The sequence below is a fragment of the Ruegeria atlantica genome, assembly GCF_013032505.1.
GTDB lineage: Bacteria > Pseudomonadota > Alphaproteobacteria > Rhodobacterales > Rhodobacteraceae > Ruegeria > Ruegeria atlantica_F.
Map to the genome: position 1 here is coordinate 70,697 of NZ_WQCG01000006.1, position 19,546 is coordinate 90,242.

Genomic DNA, 19,546 nt, shown 5'->3' on the forward strand with positions numbered 1-19,546 from the left:
TCATCTGGCTAAAAATATCTCGGGGTCCGGGGCAGCACCCCAACCCGCCCTCACCACAAACGCGGAGGCAAGGTAATCATGACCCAGCTCCCCACATCCACTGATCGCAAGATGGGTCTGGTCATCGACCTGGACACTTGCGTTGGCTGTCACGCCTGCGTCATCTCATGCAAAGGTTGGAACACCGAAAACTACGGCGCGCCACTCTCGGATCAGGACGCGTACGGGGCCAACCCGTCGGGCACCTTCCTGAACCGCGTGCACTCTTACGAGGTGCAGCCGGCCGAAGGTCACGCCCAGCTGATCCACTTCCCCAAATCCTGCCTGCATTGCGAGGACGCACCATGCGTCACCGTCTGCCCTACAGGCGCTAGCTACAAGCGGGTCGAGGATGGCATCGTTCTGGTCAATGAGAGCGACTGCATCGGCTGTGGCCTCTGCGCGTGGTCCTGCCCCTATGGCGCGCGGGAACTGGATCAGGCCGAAGGGGTGATGAAGAAATGCACCCTTTGTGTAGACCGTATCTACAACGAGAACCTTCCCGAAGTAGACCGTGTTCCGTCCTGTGTTCGCACCTGCCCCGCCGGGGCACGTCACTTTGGCGACCTGGGAGACCCGGACAGCGATGTCAGCAAGCTGGTCGCAGAACGCGGGGGCATGGACCTGATGCCTGAAATGGGCACCAAACCCGTCAACAAATACCTGCCACCACGGCCCAAGGATAAGGTCGAAGACCAAATCGACATCCTGGCTCCGCTGCTGGCACCGGTCGCTGAAGAACCCAAAGGGTTCCTTAGCTGGCTGGACAAGACCTTGGAGAAGCTCTGATGCATCCAGCACCCTCTGTTATTATCTTCACCACCCTGTCGGGTCTTGGCTTTGGCCTGCTGTTCTTTCTGGGTCTTGGGCTGCCGGATGTGTCCGGATGGGTGGCATTTGTCTTTTTTGCCATCGCATACGCCCTGGCCGTAGGTGGTCTGATGGCTTCCACCTTCCACCTCGGACACCCAGAACGGGCCTGGAAGGCGTTCACGCAATGGAAAACAAGCTGGCTCAGCCGTGAAGGCTGGTGTGCCGTCATCGCCCTGATTGTCATGGGGCTTTATGCGATTGGCGTTATCTTTCTGGGCCAACGCTGGAGCCTTCTTGGCTGGATCGGCGCCCTGTTTTCTCTGGCAACCGTGTTCACAACGTCGATGATCTACACGCAGCTCAAAACTATTCCCCGCTGGAACATGAACCTGACTCCGGCCATGTTCCTCAGCTTCAGCCTTGCGGGCGGTGCCCTCCTGGCCGGACAAGTCCGAATAGCGCTGCCGCTGCTGCTGATCGCGGCGTTGGTGCAGATCCTGTATTGGAAAAAGGGCGATAAAGCGCTGGAGGAGTCCGGCACCAATCTGGGCACAGCCACCGGACTGGGCGACAGAGGTGCAGTACGTGCGTTTGAACCTCCTCATACTGGCACCAACTATCTGCTACGCGAATTCGTTCACGTCGTTGGCCGCAAGCATGCCGAAAAGCTGCGCATCATCTCGTTTGTGTTGGCGTTTGTCCTGCCGGTTGTCCTGCTGCTGCTACCATTCGGCCACTTCATTGCGCTGTTGGCCGTGGTATCGCACCTTGCAGGCGTTGCCACATCGCGCTGGCTGTTCTTCGCACAAGCCGAACACGTGGTCGGACTGTATTACGGAAAACGATAGGGGGCTCTGCCCCTGTCGCGGCAAGCTGCGACTCCCCCTGGGATGTTTTGGGCCAGAGGAAGTCTGGATCAGGCACAAAAAAAGGCGGCTCTCGAGGTTCGAGGCCGCCTTTTGTTATTTTGAATTCGTCTTAGATCAGGCCTGCATGTTCCATCGCCGCGTCGATCGCGGATTTGGTACTGCTTTCCAGCCCGGATAAGGGCGAGCGGACCTCTTCGCTGCAACGGCCCAATTTGCTGAGCGCGTATTTTGCACCCACGAGGCCGGGCTCGATAAAGATCGCTTCGTGCAGCGGCATCAGGCGGTCCTGATACTCCAACGCTTTGGCGTAGTCGCCGTTCAGCGTGGCCTGCTGGAATTCAGCACACAGTCTGGGCGCGACATTGGCCGTGACTGAGATGCAGCCAACACCACCGTGGGCGTTGAACCCTAGCGCAGTCGCGTCCTCGCCAGACAACTGACAGAAGTCCGGGCCGCAGGAGGCACGCTGCTGGCTGACACGTGCCAGATCGCCGGTCGCGTCCTTTACACCAACAATACGCGGCAATTTCGCCAGTTCGCCCATGGTTTCGGGCGTCATGTCGATGATCGATCGACCGGGAATATTGTAGATGATGATCGGAATATCCGCGCAATCATGCAGCGCGCGGAAATGCATCAGCAGGCCCTTTTGCGTGGGCTTGTTATAATAAGGCGTCACGACCAGAGCAGCGTCGGCACCTACCTTCTGCGCGAATCGCACGAACCGAATGGCCTCAACGGTGTTGTTTGACCCTGCACCTGCAATAACGGGAACGCGACCAGCCGTGGTTTTGACAACCTCTTCGACAACGGTCTCGTGCTCTTCGTGGCTCAGCGTTGGGCTTTCTCCGGTGGTGCCGACGGGAACCAACCCGGTGGAACCTTCCTGAATCTGCCATTCCACCAAGTGTTTGAGCGTCTTCAGGTCCAACTCGCCGTTTTCGAACGGGGTGACGAGGGCTGGCATAGAGCCTTTGAACATGACACGCTCCTTAGGTGCAGTTTGTATTTTTTACGCCTCGGTTTGCCAGAATTCTGACGTTCTTGAGTTGAACCCGGCGACGCAAGCTTTATCCTGAATGGCTGTATCCTTGGTTGGTTGGGGAATGCAAGGGATGACACGCTTTCTGGCGTTTTTGACGGTCGTGATTCTGATTTCGGGCACACATGTTCGGGCCGATGCCGCGGGTGATCTGCGGGCCGGTATGAATGAAATGCGCAAGGGGGATTGGAACGAAGCCCTGCGTGTGTCAGGTGCGCGCGGTTCGGTTTCCAGGGACATCATAGTCTGGCACTGGCTACGCCAAGGGTTTGGCAGCTCGGGCGATGTTTTGGTGTTTTTGGATCGTCGTCCAGATTGGCCCGGTTTGGCCTGGCTAAGGCGCAAAAGTGAGCCCGCCTTCACCGGCGCAGATCCGGACCGTGTCCTTTCGTTCTATGCCGAACAACCACCGCAATCCGCAGAAGGTGCTTTAAACTATGCGGTTGCATTGAAGGCAAAAGGGCGGCCGGGCGACGCCGAGGCCGATATCGTCACCGCGTGGCGGACGATGCCGATGGGCGCGGGTCTGCAAAAGGACTATCTCGAAAACTTTGGCAAATTGCTGAAACCCCATCACGCTGCGCGTCTGGATCGGATGCTGTGGGACAATCACCTTGTCAGCGCCGGTCAGATGCTTCCTTTGGTCAGCACCGATCAACGAAAACTGGCAGAGGCGCGGATCAGCCTTCAGAAACGGCAACCCGGCGTAGACACCAAAGTGGCGGCAGTCCCGAAATCGCTGCTCGACTCTCCGGGGCTGGCCTTCGACAGGTTCGTCTGGCGCGATAAGAAAGAACTGGACGACAGCGCGATTGATCTCATGCTGGCACGCTCAACCGGTCCTGATGCGTTGGGTGAACCTGACAAATGGGCAGAAGGCCGTCGCCGGTTAGCCCGGCTTGAGATGCGGAATGGGGACCAGAACCGCGCCTACCAGATTGCCGCCAATCATCATATGACGCCTGAAATGGGTTATGGATATGCGGATTTGGAGTGGCTATCCGGGTTTCTGGCCCTGCGAAAGCTGAACGACCCGGCCACAGCGGTCCGGCATTTCCAAAATTTCTCGGAAGCGGTGAAATCGCCGATCTCGAAGGGGCGCGGCGGGTATTGGCTGGGTCGCGCCTATGCGGCGCAAGGGGATGCCGAAAAGGCCTATGAAGCCTATGCGATGGGTGCGGATTACCAGACCTCGTTCTACGGACTACTGGCGGCAGAGCAAATCGGGCGTCCTTTCGATAGTGAACTGTCTAACCCCCGTCGCGCGCCACACTGGAAACAGGCTGAGTTTTCTGATTCCAGCGTATTGGAAGCAGGGCTTTTGTTGTTAAAGGCAGATGAAGACAACCTGGCCGAGCGTTTCCTGACCCATTTGGTTGAAGGGCTGGACCCGGTTCAGGCAAATCAGTTGGGTGATCTGGTAATCGAGTTGAAGCAGCCTCATCTTGCCGTGATGATCGCCAAACGTGCGGCAACGGTCGGCTTGGTTCTACCGGCCGCATATTACCCTGTACACCCGGTCGCCGACATGGGGTTGCCCATGGCCAAGGAAATGACGCTTGCCATTGCCCGGCGGGAGAGCGAGTTCGATCCGGTTGTGATCAGCGGTGCCGGCGCGCGCGGGCTGATGCAGGTTATGCCTGCTACTGCCAAGCTGGTGGCAAAAGAACTGGGAATCCTCAGTGGTCATAAGACGATCAAGTTGACCTCGGATTGGCAATACAACGCGAAGCTGGGTGCGAACTACCTGTCCAGTCTGGCTGCAGATTTTAACGGAAACATCGTGATGATGGCCGCAGGATATAACGCGGGTCCACGTCGGCCGATTTCGTGGATGGATCGCTATGGCGATCCGCGCGCAGGCGAAATCGATGTCGTCGACTGGATTGAGACGATCCCGTTCAGCGAGACCCGCAACTACGTTATGCGGGTGGCAGAAAGCCTGCCCGTCTATCGCGCCCGGCTTGGCCAACCTGCCCTGCCAATTCCGTTTTCGCAGGAACTGGTCGGATCAACTCTGGCGTCTTTCGCGCCATAGGGTGAACAACCCGGCGGCGACAACCAGCGCTGCGCCTATGACCACTTCGGGGCGCAGCGTTTCGCCAAAGATCGAGATCCCCAGAATCGCGCTCCAGACGAGATGGAAATATGCGAAGGGTTGCACTGCGCTAGCCTCTGCCATTTCATAGCACTTGATTAGCAACCAGTGCCCCAGAACGCCGCTCACGCATAACAACGCCATCCAGACCCAATCCGTTTGGACCATAGGCTCCCAGAACCACATCCCGACCAGGGTCATGACAACGGCACCGCTGACACCTGTCCAGAAAAAGCTGGTGGCTGAACTGTCACGGCGCGAAACATACCGGGTCAGCAGACCATAGATCGCAAACATCAGGGCAGAAATCAGTGGAACAACAGCCCAAGGATTAAACACCCCCACACCGGGCTGCAGAATGATAAGAACGCCGATGCACCCAACGCCGATCGCGGCCCAGCGCCTCCAGCCAACCTGTTCGCCCAGAACCGGCCCACTGAGTGCGGCGACCAGCAACGGATAGCAGATAAACACTGCCATCGCATCGATCAGACCCAGAACCGTGAAGCTGAACACCGCAACGCAAATTTCGGCCGCCAGCAGCACGCCTCGAAATACCTGCAGCTTTAGCTGACTTGTTTGCGTGGTGGCCTTCAATCCGCCGGGCGCGCGTGCGGCCAAAGCGATGACAAAGGCGGCAAAGAACCAATACCGGATCATCACGACCATGTAGGTGTTGTAGGTTCCTGCCAGATGGCGCGAGATACCGTCCTGCAGTGCAAAGACGATGGTCGCCCCGATCATCAACGCAATCCCGGCGCGCGTATTGTTCTGCTGCGTCACGATTTGATCGCCCGTGTCATGTGGCGCTTGCGGCCATAACCTTGCGAGCGGGTGACGGTGAACCCAGCATCCACAAGCCCCCGCCGCACGAATCCGGCGGCGGTGTATGTCGCCGCCGTACCACCAGCGACCGTGTGGTCGGCTACCTGTTGCATTAGATCTGCATTCCATAGTTCCGGATTCTTGGCCGGAGAGAACCCATCTAAAAACCACGCATCAGCAGCACCGTCCCATGCTTGCAGGGTTTGGCGCGCATCGCCTTCAACAACCTCAAGCCGCAAGGTACCCAGATCGCACGTGCCACCCTGCCAATGCGCTAGAAAACGTTCCGACCACGGCGCAACAGAAGGGAATGCAGTATGAGCGCGGGACATGTCGGCGGGCTCCATCGGGTAGGCTTCGAAACTGGTAAAAGTCAGAGGCGTCGTTTGGCCTGATCGTTCCCATTCGGACCAGACGGTCAGCATGTTCAGCCCGGTCCCAAAGCCAAGTTCGGCGATGTGAAATCCCGACGCGAAGCGCGCGGGCAGGTCATTGCCAGCCAGAAACACGTGACGCGTCTCTTCCAGCCCGTTCTGCAACGAATAATACGGGTCGTCGAAACGATCCGAGACGGGGATCTGATCCTCAGTCCATGTCAGTTCGGCGCGCTGGTCTGCCATCGGGGAATCCTGTAGCTAAGCGGCGCGACACTGAACAAGGTAAAGGGGAATGGCAATGGTCGATGTGACGGTGCGCGGTGCAGGAATTTTCGGCCTGTCTATCGCCTGGACCTGCGCGCGGCGTGGCGCAAAGGTGCAGATCGTCGACCCTTTTGGTCCCGGAGCCGGATCCAGCGGCGGTCTGGTTGGCGCTCTGGCACCGCATGTGCCTGAAAACTGGAATGCCAAGAAGGCGTTTCAGTTCGACAGCCTGATCATGGCCGAACCATTCTGGAAACAGGTCGAGGCCACAGGCGGCGTCTCACCCGGATATGCGCGGTTGGGACGGTTGCAACCTATCATCGACACCCGAACGCTGGAACTTGCCCATGCGCGCGCCATCACAGCAGCGGAACTGTGGCAAGCCCGCGCCGAATGGAACGTTGTTGAAACAGCCGCAATCGGTTCATGGTGCCCACCCAGCCCTACGGGCTTTGTCATCCATGATACCCTCAGCGCACGCATGCATCCCCGCCGGGCCTGTGCTGCATTGGTTGCCGCACTGGCGGTGATGGGGGTCGAGGTCGTGGCAGACGCACCGGACCGCGGGCAGGTTGTCCATGCCACCGGCCTTGCCGGCCTGCAGGAACTGACCGAAGCTTATGGCAAAACCGTTGGCAACGGCGTCAAGGGGCAAGCCGCATTGCTGCGGTTTGATGCAGGAGAGGTTCCGCAGCTATTTGCGGACGCGATCCACTTCGTGCCGCATGCGGATGGGACATTGGCGATCGGTTCTACGTCCGAGCGTGAATATAACGACCCGACCAGCACAGATGCAGCCCTGGACGACGTTTTGGACCGGGCGATGCGAGCTGTTCCTGTCCTGCATGGCGCCGAAGTCATAGAACGTTGGGCGGGCGTTCGGCCCCGCGGCAAAAGCCGCGCTCCGATGCTGGGCGCGCACCCTCTTCACAAAGGGCATTTCATCGCCAATGGTGGCTTCAAAATCGGTTTTGGCATGGCACCGAAAGTGGCCGAGGTCATGGCGAGTCTTATTCTTGAAGATCAGGATACAATCCCGAGCGATTTTCGGCCCGAGGCCTCACTCTGATCGCGGAACAGCTTCGGCGGACATGCATTGCCGCCCATCTGGCCCGCGCACCCACATCGCATGGCCGTTCCGGCACAGTATTGCCGTCTCAAAATGCATCACCGGCGACGAAGCGCGAAACGAAAACTCGGCCAAAGAACCCATTAGTTCTTCGGCAAATAGCATCAAGAGTTGTGCCAGTAATGGGCCGTGAACAACTAAACCGTCATACCCCTCGACATCACGTGCGTAATCCAGATCATAGTGGATACGATGCCCATTGAAGGTCAGCGCTGAGTATCGAAAAAGCAATGTACTGTTGAATTTAATCTCGCGACGGTCGGTTTCATCGGTGCGTGCCACAGGCGGTTTGGCTTGGATATCCGTGTCCGATGGGTCCTGCCGATAAACCAGATCCTGCCATTCGCTCAGACACAATTGACCGTCCTGAGAAATGTCGTGCCGCAAGGTGACAAACCCCAACGGACCGGTCCGGCCAACTTTTGTCGTCGCGCTTTGGCACACAGACTGGCGCGTGGCTTTTGCGCCCGCGACCAACGGCATGTGAAATTGCAGACGGCCGCCAGCCCACATTCTGCGCGGCAGGCCCATATCTGGGATCAGACTGTCACCAACCTTTGGGTGCCCGTCTCGTCCTAAGGCAGCAGGCGGTTGCGGCGACCAGAAATACAGTTGGTGAAAGAATGGCGGCAGGTGATCGCCCGCTTCGAATTTCTTATGGGAGCCAAGCGCTACCAATAGCGCAGAGGCTCGGGCCGGGTCCATCACATCGGTCTGTATTTCGTCAGTCATGGCGGCAGACTATGCAGACGGACCAGACCCGGCAAGCAGCCTCTCGATCTTAGAACCCAGCCTCAGCACGCAGTTTCTGCATGAGTGTCCGCAAAGAACTTTCGTAACGGTCGCTCAGCAATTTGCCGTGCTCGTCAAACTCGTTCGAACTGCTGGCGAGATGAATCTCTGGCCCCTGCAGGATGCGCGGTTGGAAGGGAACCATATAGCCGCGCAGAACCATCTGCGCCCGCTCGCCACCCGCACGCCCTGCGGCGGCGGACATCACGGCAACCGGCTTGTCGGCCCATGGGCGACCGTCGGTTCGACTGACCCAGTCCAAAGCGTTTTTCAGAACTCCCGACGGGCCTTTGTTGTATTCCGGGGTCGAAATGATCACTGCATCAGCCTGCGCGATCTGATCGGACAAGGTTTGCACTGCGGCAGGAATGCCCTCGCCATCCTCAAGATCACCATCGTAAAGCGGCAGGTTCAGATCGGCTTCGATATGTGTCCCCGGCTCGAACAGCCGGGCCGCTTCGCGCAGCAATTTGCGGTTGGTCGCGCTTTGGCGCAATGAGCCGGACAGGCTCAGAAGGATCGGGTCAGACATTGGGAAACTCCGGTTCAGGTGTTTCCCAATAGCTAGCGTAACTTTCGCGTGCACCAAAGACCGGATGACGCGCAGTCAATGTGCGAAAAATGGGCACCCGAAAGTGCCCATGTCGTTAAGTGTTTCCGTTGGGGATGATCTCGATATCAACCCGGCGGTTCTGCGCCTTCCCTTCGGGCGTCAGGTTCGACGCAATGGGGCGGTTTTCGCCCTGACCGATGGTTGAGATACGTGCACCGCTTACGCCATTTGCCTGAAGAATATCCGCGACAGACCGCGCACGGCGTTCGGACAGGCCCTGATTATACGCAGCATCGCCGTCACTGTCGGTATTGCCGATGACCTGCACGTTCGAGTTGGGGTAGTTCACCAAATTCTGCCCCACCCGGACCAGATCGGCCCTTAATGCCGGACGCACGGTCGAACTGTCGGTGTCGAAGGTGATATCATTCGGTACGGTCACAATAAGCCGGTCGCCCGCGTTGGTAACGATGATGCCTTGGTTGGCAAGTTGCTGACGCAGTTCCGCTGCTTGTTTATCCAGTTGGTTGCCTATCAGGCCGCCTCCTGCTGCACCGATTGCTCCGCCGGCCACGGCCCCCAAAAGTGGATCAGATCCATTGGCAATAGCGCCGACACCTGCACCAATCAGACCGCCAAGGATCGCGCCCTGCTTCGTGTTTTGGTTCGGGTCTGAGGGCAAGTTCAGCGTACCGGGGTCCGTACAGGCGCCCAAAAACAGGGCCGAACACAGCCCAGCGGCAAGAACACTCTTGGAAATCGTCATGAATTCACCTTCTGCTCTGGGGTCCGTTCACCGGACCCGCTTTGTTTGGCGCAGTATATCGCGTCACCTCAACATAGGCTCAAGCAACAATCGGGTGAAGTCGGCAAATTACCGCCGTTCGGCAGGATCCCATTGGTTTTGATCCTGCCAGATCGCCCGCAGGGGCTCTCCTTGTCCGCAGAAATGATCGTCTGTCAGCTCGCAGGCCCAAATGCGATCTGTGCGAAAATGGCGAAACCCATTCCTCATCTCGCACCACGCTGCAAGCATCGTGCATTCGATGTGATAGATCAGGGCAACAGGCCTGACGATCCGTTCCGTCCGTTCGCCTTCGGCACTCACATAGGTGATGCGAATTTTGCGTTCTGCGCGAATGGCCTCGCGATAGTTCACGACGGGCACGCACCCTTTGGCAGGATCATCCATCGGTGCGCCCCATGGGGCGACCTGCAGCCAATCCGCAGGCGCGCGCAAAGCGTCGATCTTGCGACATACCCGGTCCGCCGCCTGTTGCAGGGTACTGTCCCCCGTGCGCGCCAGCATCGACAGACCAACCCACAGTGCCTCGACCTCTTCCGAATCGAAATTCAAAGGAGGCAGGTCGTACCCACGCCGCATCAGATACCCCACGCCAGCCTCACCCTCGATCGGGGTGCGTTGCGCCTGCAACGCTGCAATGTCGCGATAGACGGTGCGCGCAGACACTTCCAGTTTTTCTGCAAGCGCCTCAGCCGTCACAGGCATTTCGGCCGAACGCAGGATCTGGATGATTTCAAAAAGGCGGGTCGAGCGGCGCATAAAGTTCTCCGGGCGGTCTGCTGACATCCTAGCACACCCCACTGACAGGGTGGTGTCAGGAGTGATCTGCGATCTTTGGGAAACGAACCAAAGGAGGTCGACCATGCCATACCTCGACAATCACGTGATGATGACATTGAAACTGGACCGCTGGGCACAGGATCACACCTTGCGCGCCTTCGAGATTGAACGCGAAATCATGGCCGCCCGTCAGCCCTGCGCGCCCCGCAAACGGACCAGACGGTTTTCACTGGGCAACCTCAAGATTCTGTGGACGAGCACGGCCTGAGGTCAAAAATCAGCCGGGGCGCGGAATTTCATCGAAACTCCGCCCTCGGGGTTTTTCAGGCGCAATTCCTCAGAGTGCAGCATCAGACGCGGGAAATCGCGCGCAGGTCCGTCGGCGTAGAACGGATCGCCCAGAATGGGATGACCCAATGCTTGCATATGAACGCGCAACTGATGCGATCTGCCCGTTTTAGGGAACAACCGGACGCGCGTCGTCTCGCCCTCGTACTTTACAAATCGCCAGTCAGTGACAGCAGGCTTGCCAGTCTCATGACAGACCATCTGAAGCGGTCGGTTTGGCCAATCTACAATCAACGGTAGATCAACGGTTCCGGTCTTTTGCTCGATCCGACCCCAAACGCGCGCAACATAAGTTTTTCGGGTCTGGCGTTTCTCGAATTGCATGCTCAGATGGCGCTGTGCGTGCGGCGACTGGGCAAACACCATGACACCTGACGTATCCCGATCCAGCCGGTGCACTAACAAAGCCTGCGGAAAAGCCGCCTGTACACGGGTCAGCAGGCAATCGGCCAGATGCGCACCACGTCCCGGTACTGACAACAGACCCGAGGGCTTATTGACGACGATAAGCTGCACATCTTCATGCAGCACATCCAAAGGCGTTTTCGGGGGATTATAGGTTTCGCTCATGCGCGCCTGCCTAACGCACGGATTTGGTTCCCGCAACGTCGGGCTTGCCTGAACGAAACGGTTCAGCAAATCTCGGACCCAAAGCGGAGGAGAACCCATGCACCCCACAATCGCGCGCATGCAAGACGTTGTCGCCAAGGGCGATGAAAGCCTGATCCACGAATTGCTGGCCGAAGACGTACAGTTTTCGCCGCCCACCTACTACAGCACCTGGACCGGGCGCGAGCCGGTGGCGGCCGTTCTGGGCCATGTGGGACAGGTGTTTTCCGATTTTCGCTATCGCCGGATCATGGGTGAAGGCAAAGACTGGGCGCTGGAGTTTCAGTGCAAGGTCGGAGATTTAGATGCGGTTGGCGTCGACCTGATCACTCTGAATGACGACGGTCTGATCCAGAACTTCGAAGTTGTCATGCGGCCCTACAAAACCATTGGTGCCCTACGCGAGGCCATGATGGCCCGTGTGATGACAGACCCCAGATTCCTCGAATACAAAAACGCGCTCAGTTGAACATGCCCAGCCGGATTGCCGCGGATCAGATCTTGCGCGTGCCGCTGCTGCCGGTTCTGGCAGCCCAGGCGGTTTCCGTGCGCCGAAACGCGCAACAACTTCCAGAACCCTCGGGCCCTCGACAAGGGCGCGAAGGGCGCGGCCCCCGGTTGCGGTTGCTAATCGCAGGCGATAGCTCGGCAGCCGGCGTTGGTGCTGGCCGACAACAACAGGCGCTTTCGGGATTTTTGGTTCAACAATTGGCACGCCACTACAGCGTGGAATGGCAACTTGAAGCAACGACAGGCCATACAACACAGGATACGCTGGACCGACTGAACCGACTTGAAGGCCGTTTTGATGCTGCCGTGACAGCCTTGGGTGTAAACGACGTCACGCGTGGTGTTTCCCGGCAAAGGTTCACAGCTTTACAGATCCAACTGCTGAACCATCTGACGGACAATCTGGGTGTGCGCCGCATCGTCTTGACTGCGGTACCGCAAATGAACCGATTTCCGGCATTGCCTCAGCCACTCGCGTGGGTGCTGGGCCGTCAGGCTGCCCGGCTGGATCAGGGATTACAAACCGCCGCGTCGGCATTCGCGCAAGCCCGCCACCTGCCGTTGGAGTTTCCGGATGACCCGGCGCTTGCTGCTCCGGACGGATATCACCCAAGCCCGAAAGCCTATCGCTTGTGGGCGGAGGCCGCCGCCGACCTGCTGCGTCAGCTCTGAGCCCGCATCTGACGGATCATCGGGATCGTGTAAACCACCAGCGCCGCCCAGATCAGCGGAAAGGCGATCATGCGCCCCCGGTCGATCTGTTCGCCAAACACGGTGATAGCGGTGATGAAGATCATCGTCGGAGCGATATATTGCAGGATCCCCATTGTGGACAGCCGAACCAGTTTCGCCCCGTTGGCATAGACCAGCAAAGGAACAGCCGTGACGATACCAGCGCAAGCAAGCAGCATGGTGTCCCCGGCGGCAGCGCCGAAGTGACCAGTTCCTTTTGCCCCCAACCAGGTGATGTAAACCAAGGCGGGGATCAACAGGATCAGGACCTCAAGCAGAAATCCCTGATTGGGACCTATGGGCAACGAGCGTTTGAAGAACGCGTAAAACCCCCAACTAACGGTCAGGGCAAGCGCAGCCCATGGAAGCCGTCCGGCTTCGACAACCAACACCAAAACGCCCAATGCGGCCAAACCAACCGCCACCATCTGCGTGCGGTTCAAAGGCTCGCGCAGCAGGACCGCACCCAGCGCAATGCTGAACAATGGGTTGATATAGTAACCCAGCGCTGCGTCCAGCGCATTGCCGCTGGCTATGGCCCACACGTAAATGGCCCAGTTCACCGAGATCAAAGCCGCAGTCAGGCAGGCCATACCCAGCATTTTCGGATTCTGTAGCGCAGCTTTCAGATCCTTGGTCCGCCCCAGCGCCACCAGCAACAGCCCGGCCACAGGAACCGACCAAACAATCCGGTGGGCCACGATCTCAACTGGTCCGATATGCGCCAGAGCTTTCATGTAAAGCGGCAAGAAACCCCAAAGTGTGTAAGCGGTAACTGCAAGGGCAAGACCCTTTGGCGTGTCCTCATTCTGGGGTGACGTCGCGGCTTTCGCCATCATGGAACTCCGGCTGATACCGTTTTTCTATAAGGTTGTTCCGGAGGGTTTGAAAACTATGAAAACCGTGAACACTCACATCAACAAAATTGATACGTTCACAAAAAAAGGGCGCCGAAGCGCCCCTCTTTCCGTTCATAGGGTTTTATACTTTGACGCGCTCTGATTTTGGATCGTACATCGGCTTGAGTGATGCTTCGGCTTTCACCTTCACACCACACACGTCGATCTCATAGGCCGAAGCCAGAACGTCGGCTGCCTTTTCGCCTTCGCAAGGCACGTAACCCAGACCGATTGCGCCGCCCAACGTGTGGCCATAGTTGCCCGAGGAGAGGTATCCCACATACTCGCCATCACGAATGATCGGCTCATTGTGGAACAGCAGCGGTTCCGGGTCGGTCAGTTTGAACTGGACAAGGCGGTTGTGCGGTCCACTTTCCTTGCGCGCAATCACCGCTTCGCGACCGATAAAGTCGCTGCCCTTATCGACCTTGACCGCAAACCCAAGCCCTGCATCGACGACGTGGTCCTCGCAGGTGATGTCATGGCCGAAGTGGCGGAAACCTTTTTCGATCCGGGCACTGTCCATCATGTGCATGCCGCACAGTTTCAATCCCATGTCCTGCCCGGCCTCGTGCAGGGTTTCGAACACATGTCCCGCCATGTCCGACGAGACATAGATTTCCCAACCCAGCTCACCGACATAAGTAACCCGATGGGCGCGGGCCAGGCCCATGCCGATCTCGATTTCCTGTGCGGTGCCAAAAGGGTTGGTCGCGTTGGTGAAATCGTTCGGTGAGACCTTTTCAAGCAAGGTGCGCGCATTTGGGCCCATGATGGCCAGAACGCCCTCGCCCGCCGTGACATCGGTGATGACGACATTGAAGTTGCCCGCATTGCGCTGCATCCACGTCTGATCCGCCAGACGGGTCGCGGCCGGGGTCACCACCAGATAGGCAGTCTCAGTCAGGCGCGTGACCGTTACATCCGCCTCGATCCCGCCTGAGCGGTTGAGGAATTGTGTGTAAACGATCTTGCCGTTCGGCACCGAGTAGTCGCCGCCGCCGACATAGTTCATGAACGCCTCGGCATCGGGGCCTTCGACACGGATTTTGCCGAAAGATGACATGTCGTACATACCGACATTTTCGCGAACAGCCTTGTGTTCAGCCGCCGAGTTCTCGAACCAGTTCTGGCGCTTCCAGCTGTACTGGTATTCCCGCTCCTGCCCTTCATTCGCGAACCAGTTGGCACGTTCCCAGCCCGCCAGTTCGCCCATGACCGCGCCCTGTTCCAACAGGTGATGATGGAACGGCGTCCGGCGCACGCCACGCGCGGTGGCCTTTTGGCGATAGGGGAAGTGGTCGGCGTACAGCAGACCCAGCGTCTCTTTCGAACGCTCAAACAAATACTGTTTGTTGCCCTGGAACGGTTGCATCCGACCGATGTCCACGTCGCCCAGATCGAACGGTTTTTCACCACTGTCCATCCATTCGGCCAGCGCCATACCAGCACCGCCAGCGGACTGAATACCGATCGAGTTGAAACCCGCTGCGATCCAGACGTTGTCCATCTCAGGCGCAAGACCCAAATGATAGGCATCATCAGGGGTAAACGATTCCGGTCCATTGAAGAAGGTGTGGATGCCAGCCTCGGCTAACATAGGCATACGTTCACACGCGGCTTCGAGGATTGGCTCGAAATGGTCGAAATCCTCGGGCAGTTGGTCGAACTCAAACGTGTCGGGGATGCCGTTCATCGCCCACGGCTTGGCGTTCGGTTCAAATGCACCCAACAGAATCTTGCCAGCATCTTCTTTGTAATATGCGCACTCATCCGGAACTCGCAGAACCGGCAATTGGGTCAAGCCGTCGATGCCTTCTGTGACAATGTAGAAGTGTTCGCACGCGTGCAACGGAACGTTGACGCCAGCCATCTTGCCGACCTCATGCCCCCACATACCCGCGCAATTCACGACCATGTCACATTCGATATGGCCCGAGGCGCTGCCGTCATCCGCGACCCAGTCAACACCGCTCACCTTGCGGCCCTGTTTGACGATGTCGGTGACCTTCACGCGTTCCTTGACGATACCGCCACGTTGTCGGGCCCCTTTTGCCAGCGCCAATGCAATGTTGGCCGGATCACCCTGACCGTCCAGCGGCAGGTAAACAGCACCCGTCACACCTTGTAGGTTGATGTGCGGATACAGTTCCTGAATGCGCTCATTTTCGATTTCTTCGACCTCGACACCAAAGGCCCGTGCCATGGCCGCCTGACGGTAGAGCTCTTCTTTGCGCTCTTCAGTCAACGCAACAGTGATCGACCCACAACGCTTAAATCCCGTTGCCACACCGGTTTCTTCCTCAAGCGAGCCATAAAGCTCCTGACTGTACTTCGCCAGTTTGGTCATGTTCGCCGTTGCGCGCAGCTGCGCGATCAAGCCCGCCGCGTGCCAGGTGGTACCGCTGGTCAGTTGCTTACGTTCCAGCAGCACTACGTCTTTCCAGCCCTTTTTGGTCAGGTGGTACGCCACCGAACATCCGATGACTCCGCCACCGATGATGACAACACGGGCCTTAGTAGGAAGATCAGCCATTCTCATGATTCCGCTTTATGAGTTTCCAGCCAAAATACACGGAAGAGCGACGCAGAATGCACGAAAAACGTCAGCGCATTTGCAAAAATCAACCATGTTTAACTTGCCGCTTTTCGCGTCTCAACACGAAGGGCGTCACCCCAAAAAAGCTTTTGTAGACCGACGAAAACCCGTTGGGAAACCCGCAGGCCAGTCCGATTTCGCGCACGCTCATCGTAGTGTTCAGCAGGAGGTTATTGGCCTTGGCCAGCCTCATCTCGCGGTAAAAGCCGTTTGGTGTGGTTCCGAAATAGTTCTTGAACTTCCGCTCCAGAGAACGGTTCGAAAGCTTTAGTGCTTCGACGATTTCCCGTATCGGCAGCGGGTCTTCGATATTGGCCTGCATCACCTTGATGCACTGATCCAGCTTGGCGTCACCGGTTGCCGTGGTTTTTGAACCAGAAAAGGGCTGAAGCGAGGAAAAGTCCCGGATGTTCTCGTGCAGCATAATATCGGCCACGGTCATTCTGGTTGGCCCAGATATGTGGCGCCCGATCACCGCCAGCGCGACATCGGTTGTCGCCTCCATCCCGGCGCAGGTCACAACGGCGCCCTGTTCCGTTGCAATCGACAGTTTGGCTTCGAATTGAGCGCGGCGTTCGCGCAGAAAGGACGCGTTTTCCCAATGGGTCGACATATCCTCGGTCCCCTGCTCGTCAATATAGCGGCTTGCCGCCTCGGACAGTAGAAAGACCTGCGCGCCGCGGTACGTGTAGTCGGATACGACGCGCCCCATAGAGAGGTCCGGATGATCAGGGTCGGAATTGCCGATGACAAAAAGATAGTCCGCGTTGGGCTGGGGCGGAATGCACTCGGTCTGGATCGTCGCTTCGCTGCTGCTGGTAATCGGACCACCCTTATGCGAGCGATAGGTGTAGGTGAACGGAGGGTTTGGGCAAACGCGGTTCGCCAGTCGCAGTACCTCAACCAAAGACGCCAGTTCCAGCAGCACAAAGCCTGGCGCTACGACAATGTCGAAATGCCGCTGAGCCGTAACAACCGGGATGTTGGACGTCGATGGCATCACTTTCCTTTCAGACAATCTGGTGCCCGGCGGACCGCAAGCGGCCGGCAAGAACCTCGATGTGGTCCGGACCGACTTCGCAGCATCCACCAACAATCGTTGCCCCTTGTTCTACCCATCCCATGGCGTGACCGGCGTATTCATCGGGCCCCAGATCGTGGCGTTGTTCCAAAGCATCCACTGTTGGGGCGTCCTTCAGGAATTCCTGGGTAATTCCAGTAAACCCATTGGCATAAGCCCCAAATGGCCGGCCTAGCGTGGCTATGACCTCAAGCGCAGCATGAATGGCCTCGGGGCGCGAACAGTTGATCAGAACCGCATCAGGAGAGAATTGCTCAACAAGGGGCGCAATATCTCCAAGCGGTTCTCCAGAGCGCAGGCGCGATCCATCATCGTCCATGACCGACAGAGCCAGCCAGACCGGCTTGCCCGCATCCTTCGTGCCACGCAAAGCCCCTTCGGCCTCTTGCACCGAGGACACGGTTTCGATCAGGAAAAGGTCAACGTCATTGGCCATAAGGTTAACCAACTCGGCAAATTTTTTCGCGGCGTCTTCCACGTCGGGTTTCAGATCGGGACGATAAGACGCCAGCAAAGGGCCCAGCGCGCCAGCGATGCGACCGGAACTGTCCCCTCGCGCCCGGTTCGCCTGAGTAACCGCAGCATGGATCAGCTCGGGCAGTTGGCCTTCCATACCCAGGCGCTCCAACCGAGAACGATGGACCGCGTAAGTATTGGTCGTGGCAACCGTTGCGCCACGGCGGAAATATTCGGCGTGGACCTCTTGCACCAATTCGGGATGGTCGATCATTACGCGCGTCGACCACAGCGGAGTGGGTTTGTCCCCACTGCGTTTGACCAGTTCTTGCCCAATCGAGCCATCCAGAAGCGTTATTTCTGCCATTTGCCAACCTTCCTACGGAATCAGAACGAGTTTTCCCGGCAGCGCTTTGGACTGGAAGTCCTCTTGCGCTCTGGCGATGTCTCTTAGTGGATAGGTCTTGGAAACCAAAGGCCTGATGCGGCCCGCGTTCATCATCTCGACAAGGCGGCCAAATACATCGAATGCCTGATGCGTGCAGCCATGAATGGTAATGTCGCGAAGGTAAATCTCGCGCAGGTCGGCCTGGACGATTGGTCCTGCGATTGCGCCGGAAACAGCATAGTGCCCGCCGGGTTTAAGCGCCAGAACCAGATCCGGCCATGCCGGGCCTCCGACCACGTCGATCACGACGTCGAAGATATCTTTGGGCAATGGTGCTTTGCGATCAAAGGTATCAATGGCACCTTGCGCCTTGACCACCTCGGCCTTGGCTGCAGTCGTTACGCCCCAAACCGTCGCTCCGCGCAGTGCTGCCAGCTGTACAGCGGCAAGACCCACGCCGCCCGAAGCGCCGGTGATCAGCACCTTATGGCCTGCAGTCACACCTGAGCGGGTCAACAGGTTCTCGGCTGTGCCAAATGCACAAGGGATTGCAGCAATTTCGACGTCCGACAATGGGGAGGCTGTGACGTCATAAAGATCACTTGCCTCAACCAGACAGTATTGCGCAAAGGCCCCATCGATTTCAGACCCCAGCGCGATGAACCCCGTCGGGTTGCCTGGCCGTGGACGCGGTAGATTTATCGGACAGGTCACGCGTTGCCCGGCTGTGAACCCGGTATCGGGACCGGCCACTTCGACGTAACCGCACAGGTCACCACCCTGAATTCGAGGGAAAGACAGCGCTCCACCCCAGCCGCCGGCGTCGACATCCTGATCGACATCATCCGTGGCACCGGTGACGTCCGAAGAATACCAACCGACCCGTGTATTGATGTCAGTGTTGTTAACGCCCGCGGCCGCGACCCGAACCAGCACCTGACCCTGGCCGGGTGTTGGGACCGGCATATCCTCGCGCCACTCCAGCGCTTCGGGGCCGCCATGACGGGTCAAGTAAACGCCAGACATGATCTCAGGAACAGCCATCAGCGCCCCTTCACTGCTGATCATCCGGATGAGCGGGAACCGGGCCCATCGGTACGATGTCATAGCGTGCATTCAACTCGGCCATCTTCGCCTCATCCGCGAAGTCTGCCTCGTCCATCGCCGCCAGTTCGGCAAGAAATCCGTCGAACCCCGAGGGCTGAAAGATCATAAGCATTCTGCCAGGCGCACCATCGGCCACGCGGCAGGCATGAGGCACACCGGGCGGCACATGCATGGTTGTACCCGGGGGGCACCGATGCCAGTCACCATCAACATAGAAATCTACTGAACCTTCCAGAAAATAGAAGGTTTCGGCATGGTTGTCATGGCGATGAAGGCCAAGCGCGAAGCTGGCCTTCAGATTGTCTTCCATAAGCGTGTATGCGCCATCCGTGTCCTGACCGGAAACCTTCACAAAGGTGTGGTCGTTTTCCCAGTCATAGTTGGGACCCTCACCGGGTCCCAGTTTGGCGTATCGTTTGCTCATGGCAGTC

General features: G+C 58.1%; 21 protein-coding genes. 7 read left to right on the top strand and 14 right to left on the bottom strand.

The window, feature by feature from the left end; genetic code table 11:
- Positions 1–78: 78 nt before the first annotated feature.
- The gene (locus GOW92_RS19070) at positions 79–828 is read left to right on the top strand and encodes a 4Fe-4S dicluster domain-containing protein (protein ID WP_170563410.1); all 750 of its coding nucleotides are present in this window, start codon (positions 79–81) and stop codon (positions 826–828) included.
- The gene (locus GOW92_RS19075) at positions 828–1,700 is read left to right on the top strand and encodes a dimethyl sulfoxide reductase anchor subunit family protein (RefSeq protein WP_170563412.1); all 873 of its coding nucleotides are present in this window, start codon (positions 828–830) and stop codon (positions 1,698–1,700) included. The genes GOW92_RS19070 and GOW92_RS19075 overlap by 1 nt, the downstream gene beginning before the upstream one ends.
- 130 nt (positions 1,701–1,830) lie before the next feature.
- Here the strand turns inward: GOW92_RS19075 and dapA are convergent, their stop codons facing one another.
- On the bottom strand, positions 1,831–2,703 hold the full coding sequence (dapA, locus tag GOW92_RS19080; RefSeq protein ID WP_170563414.1) for a 4-hydroxy-tetrahydrodipicolinate synthase: 873 nt from the start codon (positions 2,701–2,703) through the stop codon (positions 1,831–1,833).
- A gap of 133 nt (positions 2,704–2,836) precedes the next feature.
- Here dapA and GOW92_RS19085 point away from each other — a divergent pair, with 133 nt between their 5' ends.
- Positions 2,837–4,801, top strand: a complete 1,965-nt coding sequence (locus tag GOW92_RS19085) for a lytic transglycosylase domain-containing protein (protein WP_170563417.1) — start codon at positions 2,837–2,839, stop codon at positions 4,799–4,801.
- On the opposite strand, the gene GOW92_RS19090 is transcribed toward GOW92_RS19085, so the two are convergent.
- Positions 4,775–5,644: a DMT family transporter gene (locus GOW92_RS19090; protein ID WP_368040308.1), complete on the bottom strand. Its 870-nt coding sequence runs from the start codon at positions 5,642–5,644 to the stop codon at positions 4,775–4,777. The genes GOW92_RS19085 and GOW92_RS19090 overlap by 27 nt on opposite strands.
- Positions 5,641–6,306, bottom strand: a complete 666-nt coding sequence (gene mnmD / locus GOW92_RS19095) for a tRNA (5-methylaminomethyl-2-thiouridine)(34)-methyltransferase MnmD (protein WP_170563419.1) — start codon at positions 6,304–6,306, stop codon at positions 5,641–5,643. The genes GOW92_RS19090 and mnmD overlap by 4 nt, the downstream gene beginning before the upstream one ends.
- A gap of 49 nt (positions 6,307–6,355) precedes the next feature.
- Between mnmD and GOW92_RS19100 the strand changes: the two genes are divergently transcribed.
- Entirely contained in the window at positions 6,356–7,396 is a 1,041-nt protein-coding gene (locus GOW92_RS19100) for an NAD(P)/FAD-dependent oxidoreductase (protein ID WP_170563422.1), read from the top strand.
- On the opposite strand, the gene GOW92_RS19105 is transcribed toward GOW92_RS19100, so the two are convergent.
- The 4 genes from GOW92_RS19105 to GOW92_RS19120 all read right to left on the bottom strand — a co-directional run bounded on the left by GOW92_RS19105 (position 7,388) and on the right by GOW92_RS19120 (position 10,365).
- The gene (locus GOW92_RS19105) at positions 7,388–8,188 is read right to left on the bottom strand and encodes an FAS1-like dehydratase domain-containing protein (RefSeq protein ID WP_170563424.1); all 801 of its coding nucleotides are present in this window, start codon (positions 8,186–8,188) and stop codon (positions 7,388–7,390) included. The two genes, GOW92_RS19100 and GOW92_RS19105, sit on opposite strands and share 9 nt — an antisense overlap.
- 49 nt (positions 8,189–8,237) lie before the next feature.
- Entirely contained in the window at positions 8,238–8,780 is a 543-nt protein-coding gene (locus GOW92_RS19110) for an NADPH-dependent FMN reductase (protein WP_170563427.1), read from the bottom strand.
- Between the two features lie 115 nt (positions 8,781–8,895).
- Positions 8,896–9,567, bottom strand: coding sequence for an OmpA family protein (locus tag GOW92_RS19115; protein WP_170563430.1), 672 nt, complete (start codon positions 9,565–9,567; stop codon positions 8,896–8,898).
- A gap of 108 nt (positions 9,568–9,675) precedes the next feature.
- On the bottom strand, positions 9,676–10,365 hold the full coding sequence (locus GOW92_RS19120; RefSeq protein WP_170563433.1) for a helix-turn-helix transcriptional regulator: 690 nt from the start codon (positions 10,363–10,365) through the stop codon (positions 9,676–9,678).
- Positions 10,366–10,468: 103 nt separating this feature from the next.
- Between GOW92_RS19120 and GOW92_RS19125 the strand changes: the two genes are divergently transcribed.
- Complete coding sequence (locus tag GOW92_RS19125; protein ID WP_170563436.1) at positions 10,469–10,654, top strand: hypothetical protein; 186 nt, start codon at positions 10,469–10,471, stop codon at positions 10,652–10,654.
- A gap of 2 nt (positions 10,655–10,656) precedes the next feature.
- On the opposite strand, the gene GOW92_RS19130 is transcribed toward GOW92_RS19125, so the two are convergent.
- Positions 10,657–11,304, bottom strand: a complete 648-nt coding sequence (locus GOW92_RS19130) for an RluA family pseudouridine synthase (RefSeq protein ID WP_170563439.1) — start codon at positions 11,302–11,304, stop codon at positions 10,657–10,659.
- Positions 11,305–11,401: 97 nt separating this feature from the next.
- Here GOW92_RS19130 and GOW92_RS19135 point away from each other — a divergent pair, with 97 nt between their 5' ends.
- The gene (locus GOW92_RS19135) at positions 11,402–11,812 is read left to right on the top strand and encodes a nuclear transport factor 2 family protein (RefSeq protein ID WP_170563443.1); all 411 of its coding nucleotides are present in this window, start codon (positions 11,402–11,404) and stop codon (positions 11,810–11,812) included.
- Positions 11,813–11,814: 2 nt separating this feature from the next.
- Complete coding sequence (locus tag GOW92_RS19140; RefSeq protein WP_170563446.1) at positions 11,815–12,525, top strand: SGNH/GDSL hydrolase family protein; 711 nt, start codon at positions 11,815–11,817, stop codon at positions 12,523–12,525.
- On the opposite strand, the gene rarD is transcribed toward GOW92_RS19140, so the two are convergent.
- The 6 genes from rarD to GOW92_RS19170 form a co-directional block, all read right to left on the bottom strand.
- On the bottom strand, positions 12,516–13,421 hold the full coding sequence (rarD, locus tag GOW92_RS19145) for an EamA family transporter RarD (RefSeq protein WP_170563449.1): 906 nt from the start codon (positions 13,419–13,421) through the stop codon (positions 12,516–12,518). The two genes, GOW92_RS19140 and rarD, sit on opposite strands and share 10 nt — an antisense overlap.
- A 145-nt stretch (positions 13,422–13,566) precedes the next feature.
- Complete coding sequence (locus GOW92_RS19150) at positions 13,567–16,020, bottom strand: GcvT family protein (protein WP_170563452.1); 2,454 nt, start codon at positions 16,018–16,020, stop codon at positions 13,567–13,569.
- An 88-nt stretch (positions 16,021–16,108) separates the two neighbouring features.
- On the bottom strand, positions 16,109–17,083 hold the full coding sequence (locus tag GOW92_RS19155; RefSeq protein WP_170563455.1) for a GlxA family transcriptional regulator: 975 nt from the start codon (positions 17,081–17,083) through the stop codon (positions 16,109–16,111).
- 10 nt (positions 17,084–17,093) lie between these two features.
- Complete coding sequence (locus tag GOW92_RS19160; protein ID WP_170563458.1) at positions 17,094–17,987, bottom strand: homocysteine S-methyltransferase family protein; 894 nt, start codon at positions 17,985–17,987, stop codon at positions 17,094–17,096.
- A gap of 12 nt (positions 17,988–17,999) precedes the next feature.
- Positions 18,000–19,076: a zinc-binding dehydrogenase gene (locus GOW92_RS19165; RefSeq protein WP_254453091.1), complete on the bottom strand. Its 1,077-nt coding sequence runs from the start codon at positions 19,074–19,076 to the stop codon at positions 18,000–18,002.
- Positions 19,063–19,539, bottom strand: coding sequence for a cupin domain-containing protein (locus GOW92_RS19170; RefSeq protein ID WP_170563462.1), 477 nt, complete (start codon positions 19,537–19,539; stop codon positions 19,063–19,065). Before GOW92_RS19170 ends, GOW92_RS19165 begins: the two co-directional genes overlap by 14 nt.
- Positions 19,540–19,546: the final 7 nt, after the last annotated feature.

Excerpts from the sequence above, each read along its gene's own strand:
- GOW92_RS19150 (WP_170563452.1), bottom strand. The coding sequence starts at position 16,020 with ATGGCTGATCTTCCTACTAAGGCCCGTGTTGTCATCATCGGTGGCGGA.
- GOW92_RS19160 (WP_170563458.1), bottom strand. The coding sequence starts at position 17,987 with ATGGCAGAAATAACGCTTCTGGATGGCTCGATTGGGCAAGAACTGGTC.
- GOW92_RS19105 (WP_170563424.1), bottom strand. The coding sequence starts at position 8,188 with ATGACTGACGAAATACAGACCGATGTGATGGACCCGGCCCGAGCCTCT.
- GOW92_RS19085 (WP_170563417.1), top strand. The coding sequence starts at position 2,837 with ATGACACGCTTTCTGGCGTTTTTGACGGTCGTGATTCTGATTTCGGGC.
- GOW92_RS19110 (WP_170563427.1), bottom strand. The coding sequence starts at position 8,780 with ATGTCTGACCCGATCCTTCTGAGCCTGTCCGGCTCATTGCGCCAAAGC.
- GOW92_RS19100 (WP_170563422.1), top strand. The coding sequence starts at position 6,356 with ATGGCAATGGTCGATGTGACGGTGCGCGGTGCAGGAATTTTCGGCCTG.
- GOW92_RS19125 (WP_170563436.1), top strand. The coding sequence starts at position 10,469 with ATGCCATACCTCGACAATCACGTGATGATGACATTGAAACTGGACCGC.
- mnmD (WP_170563419.1), bottom strand. The coding sequence starts at position 6,306 with ATGGCAGACCAGCGCGCCGAACTGACATGGACTGAGGATCAGATCCCC.
- GOW92_RS19170 (WP_170563462.1), bottom strand. The coding sequence starts at position 19,539 with ATGAGCAAACGATACGCCAAACTGGGACCCGGTGAGGGTCCCAACTAT.
- dapA (WP_170563414.1), bottom strand. The coding sequence starts at position 2,703 with ATGTTCAAAGGCTCTATGCCAGCCCTCGTCACCCCGTTCGAAAACGGC.
- GOW92_RS19070 (WP_170563410.1), top strand. The coding sequence starts at position 79 with ATGACCCAGCTCCCCACATCCACTGATCGCAAGATGGGTCTGGTCATC.
- GOW92_RS19115 (WP_170563430.1), bottom strand. The coding sequence starts at position 9,567 with ATGACGATTTCCAAGAGTGTTCTTGCCGCTGGGCTGTGTTCGGCCCTG.
- GOW92_RS19135 (WP_170563443.1), top strand. The coding sequence starts at position 11,402 with ATGCACCCCACAATCGCGCGCATGCAAGACGTTGTCGCCAAGGGCGAT.
- GOW92_RS19140 (WP_170563446.1), top strand. The coding sequence starts at position 11,815 with ATGCCCAGCCGGATTGCCGCGGATCAGATCTTGCGCGTGCCGCTGCTG.
- GOW92_RS19155 (WP_170563455.1), bottom strand. The coding sequence starts at position 17,083 with ATGCCATCGACGTCCAACATCCCGGTTGTTACGGCTCAGCGGCATTTC.
- GOW92_RS19165 (WP_254453091.1), bottom strand. The coding sequence starts at position 19,076 with ATGATCAGCAGTGAAGGGGCGCTGATGGCTGTTCCTGAGATCATGTCT.
- GOW92_RS19130 (WP_170563439.1), bottom strand. The coding sequence starts at position 11,304 with ATGAGCGAAACCTATAATCCCCCGAAAACGCCTTTGGATGTGCTGCAT.
- GOW92_RS19075 (WP_170563412.1), top strand. The coding sequence starts at position 828 with ATGCATCCAGCACCCTCTGTTATTATCTTCACCACCCTGTCGGGTCTT.
- GOW92_RS19120 (WP_170563433.1), bottom strand. The coding sequence starts at position 10,365 with ATGCGCCGCTCGACCCGCCTTTTTGAAATCATCCAGATCCTGCGTTCG.
- rarD (WP_170563449.1), bottom strand. The coding sequence starts at position 13,421 with ATGGCGAAAGCCGCGACGTCACCCCAGAATGAGGACACGCCAAAGGGT.